3 protein-coding genes are annotated in these 4,286 nt (G+C 39.7%); all 3 read right to left on the reverse strand.

The features are described 5' to 3' along the window. A partial coding sequence (locus GF401_01970; protein ID MBD3343813.1) for a Fic family protein occupies positions 1-887 on the reverse strand: 887 nt, incomplete at its 3' end. Between the two features lie 629 nt (positions 888-1,516). Next, positions 1,517-2,836, reverse strand: a complete 1,320-nt coding sequence (locus GF401_01975) for an AAA family ATPase (GenBank protein ID MBD3343814.1) — start codon at positions 2,834-2,836, stop codon at positions 1,517-1,519. 322 nt (positions 2,837-3,158) lie between these two features. After that, on the reverse strand, positions 3,159-4,085 hold the full coding sequence (locus GF401_01980; protein MBD3343815.1) for a hypothetical protein: 927 nt from the start codon (positions 4,083-4,085) through the stop codon (positions 3,159-3,161). Positions 4,086-4,286: the final 201 nt, after the last annotated feature.

Here is a 4,286-nt window from a genome sequence, read left to right on the forward strand (position 1 = left end):
AGCTGTTGAGCTGTCCCTACCGCTTGATTGGCAGTAATAATCACTGCTTCGGCGAAGAAATCAAGCCATGCCTCCCAGTCACCATGCACGCGCACGTTATTGAGCAGCTCATAGTAATAGCGGCGGTGCGTCTTGAAATAGAGGCTCAAATACAGCATCGGCTGCCCAAGAATCTTTTGTTCACAGAGTAGCAAGGTGATGAGTAACCGTCCAAGGCGGCCATTGCCATCCAGAAAAGGGTGGATTGTCTCAAATTGTACATGTGCCAAAGCAGCTTTGAGAAGCACGGGCGTGGGTTGCGGTTGGTCATGAAGAAACAGCTCGAATTTTCCTAGACACACCATTAAATAATCGGCCGGTGGAGGAACGAATGCAGCATTACCCGGGCGCGTGCCGCCTATCCAATTCTGTGATTTCCGGAATTCACCAGGCGTATGTTTGCTTCCGCGCCCCTTCGATAGCAGTACACCGTGAATCTCCCTGATAAGCCGCAAAGATAAGGGGAACCCCTTTTTTAGCAGCTCAAGCCCATGGTAAAGTGCTGCAACATAGTTACTTACCTCCTGTACGTCGTCGGTCGGAACACCCGGCACCTCATCCATCTCAAAAAGAAGCAAATCAGAAAGAGAAGACTGCGTGCCTTCGATCATGGATGAAAGAACTGCTTCCTTGCGCACATACATATATAGAAACAGCGATGTATCCGGCAAAAGCCGTGATACACTGTCAAGCCGCCCCAGAGCTACATGGGCCTGATCGAACTTTTCTCGTAATTGGGGTGCCCAATCAATTGAGGGCGAAGGTGGTAACGGAGCGGGAATAAATGCCTGGGCCTTCTCTCCAACTGTCGAAATTGTTTTGTAATGCCCCTGAAGGTTACGTTTCATAGATCATTCGCATTAAAATAAGAAAATGTGTTATTTTACGTTGCCGCATTAAAATAAAATAATAGAAGCCGCTATTTCAGGCAATACGGTCGGTTAATTGGTGCGTCGGCTTTAACTAAAACAGGACAGTTCCGAAAGGTGGCTTTCGCCCCCTTATAACCCGGCCGAAAATGCGACTTTGGCTGCGCCTCTGCTTCGAGGTGTATTCACCCCTAAATTTTTCTTTCATCCTCTCAACCCCTCAAGGGGTGGTACGCAAACCAACTATTTGTATTATTTACATGCACAACAATATCAAATCACCACGAAGAATACGAAGATAAATACAAAAAAAAAATTGAATATCGTGCCAAATTTAGAATTGAACAACACCCTATTTAAACTTTGTGCTCTTCGTGTCCTTCGTGGTTAACAAATCTTTCGATATTTATACATTCATTTTTGTTAAAGCAATAAAGCAAGTCCGGCCCCAGATTCACAAAACATCTGATCCCTTGAGTCGTCTCAGGATAAGCTCCAACGCAGGGATCGATGAGAAATTAAAGGGGGAAATAAAATTAAGCTTAATAAGATGTAACCAATAAGGTAAAAATCTTACCCATCCATTCCCCCACGTACAAACAGAAAATTTACAAAAGTGAAAATAATTTTCCTACCAAATATAACGGTATGTTATAAATAGTTAAACCGTCTTTTTGGACTATTTTTTCATAGGGAGCAAGGCTAATGATAAATCCTGTTTTTACACTGTATAAATGCATATAGTTGCGAATGCCAGCAAGATGACTTCCTTTTACTTTAATAGAAGCTTTACATTCAACAGGATAAGTTATATCGTTTTTTTTAATTATAAAATCAATTTCTGTACCCGATGAACTTTTCTTCCATCCTGAAATGACACTACCGAACCGGCTCAAATCAATTGCAGTCTGATTTTCTACCACACCCCCCAAAGCTGTTCGAGTCGCAGGATCTGGAGTTTCAAGGAGTTTAATTGACGGAACACCAAGTTCTCTCATTCCCCGTAGAATTCCAGTATCAAACAAATACCGTTTTGGATGATATTGATATGACTGAATTGGATCAAGTCCACTTTGACTGGATTTTATAACTAGTTTCCATTCTTCAAGACGAGATAATACATACGTTATAGATTCATTTTGCCCAGTTGATGGTGATTTTATAACTGCGGTATTTTTAAATGTTGATCCTACTAATTGAGCAACTGCTCGGATACACGCTCTTACAGTCGGCATCATTTCTTCACCGAATATTCGTCGTAGATCATCATCATAATCCGCAATAATTTCATCCCGAATTTTAAACCACTTATCATTATCAACAAATGATGATACTACAGCTGGTAAACCACCTATTTGAAGAAACGTATCAAGTGTAGATAGTAGGGATTGATGGTGAACTAAAGATATCTTTTCAAAATCTTGAAAGTTCTGTATTAAAAATTCTTTATTAATTGCTGATAAAAATTCATCAAAATTAAAAGGTGTTACGAGTAAGCAGGAAATTCTGCCGACAGGAAAACGCTGATCTTTCCGAAATAACCTGACAAGTGTAGAACCTGACAAAATCACTATTGTATGATCCCACTTTTCTTTCATGAATCGTACAAAACTTCCAAGTTTTTCACTTTCCTGAGCTTCATCAATAAAAAGTATTGACTCTTTTTCGGGATCAAATCCAATTTCATCCATGAGTATCAACTCAAAATCACCAAATTCACTGCATAAATCTATCTTATTACGAATCCTTTTATGAAAATCAAGATTCAATGAGATTTCCGGTACTTTTACCTTTTTAAGACAATACTCAACAAGCGTCGTTTTCCCAACCTGACGAGCACCTTCAACAAGTAGAACATTTTTATTTCGTTCACTGCTATTTAAAAAGCCTCTTAATGCTTTTTCTTGAACTCTATTGATGTATTTCATTTATATAATATACGCCTATATTCGCCTACTTACAAGTACAAAATACGACTATTTTACTCTCTTCTACAATTGTCTTTTCCCAAAAAAATGGGGACTTGCTTTTTTTACTTTAATGAAAGCGTAGATTTGATTCGCTGTGACATTCTCATCACTGGCGCAATCGATATCCCAAGATAGTCCGCGATAATTGAATACGGTATAAGTTCCTCAAAGTGGCTGGGGGCATTCCGGAATTCGGGACGGGGTTGTTTTTATTGCATTATATTATAAAACACACTACCGCTCATAAATGAAGAAAGGAAATATTTGAGGCAGGCATCTTTTAATCGCATTGAATTCTATATACCATTCGAGATACACATCCAGGATTTACTCCCATGTAAGCGGCAACTTCTTTTCCTGAATACCCATATAGTTTAACCGCGTCACCACAAAACTTCTTTCTGGCACGAGACCGATTATCTAGCCGCCCTCTTGAGAGCAATGCATTCAGCGTAATTCCATAGTTTTCACATACCTCATTAGCTAATGCATCAAGAGATTTCCTATTTTGTACCATTTCCCGTTTCTTTTGCAATTCTCTTTCAATCTTTTTTACGGCAGTTTTAACAAATGATGCTTCTCCTGCCACTCGCTCGTCGCTGTCTTTCTCATTTTCAGACTCAGATGGAAAGCTCCATCCATTTTCAACTAGTCCAATTCCGGCTTCAATGTGCTTTTTATAACTGATCCTTGCATCTTTGATTGTTTTCCCGAACTTAGACAGCACTTCTCTAACTGCAATCCAATCATGACGTTTTTCATTTATGATTGTTTTATGTCCGGTCCATTCATATTGGTCAAGTTCTTTCATTGACGAGATGATACTGGCCCGAATCGGATTGAGATGGATATACCGAATCAGCTCTCTGAAATACCAATACTCTTGAGTAGCAAGAGATTTATATCTATCCTGAAACACATATCCCTTGCGGCTATAGGTGAGATTATAGTACCGGGCATAGGCACTATTAAGTCGTCGCATGATAATAGTTAAATCAAGATCCAATGGCCTAAGCAGAAGATGATAATGATTATCCATCACAGCCCACGCATAACAGAGGCATCCGGAGTTACCAAGGTATTTCCCCAGAAGCGAAACAAAGCGTTCTTTGTCGGAGGAGTATGCAAATATAGCATGACCATCAATACCACGAGCCATTACATGATGAATTTCTCCGGGAATGATGAGTCTTGCTTTTCTGGGCATGTATTAAAAATATGATATGAGGAGTGTTAATGCAACTTATGCAACCCCGTCCCCTTTTAGTGACTTGATTCATATAGCTGAAGATCGTGGATATTCATTGCCGATAATCTGTACACCTGAAGAAATTATGGGAGATGAAAATGATTGATGATCCGATTGTTAATGATGTGAGAAAATACAGAGATGAAATTGCAAAGAGCA

The sequence above is a fragment of the Chitinivibrionales bacterium genome (assembly GCA_014728215.1).
Taxonomy (GTDB): Bacteria; Fibrobacterota; Chitinivibrionia; order Chitinivibrionales; family WJKA01; genus WJKA01.

Coding starts and splice junctions, on each gene's coding strand:
- GF401_01975 (MBD3343814.1), bottom strand. CDS start 2,836: ATGAAATACATCAATAGAGTTCAAGAAAAAGCATTAAGAGGCTTTTTA.
- GF401_01980 (MBD3343815.1), bottom strand. CDS start 4,085: ATGCCCAGAAAAGCAAGACTCATCATTCCCGGAGAAATTCATCATGTA.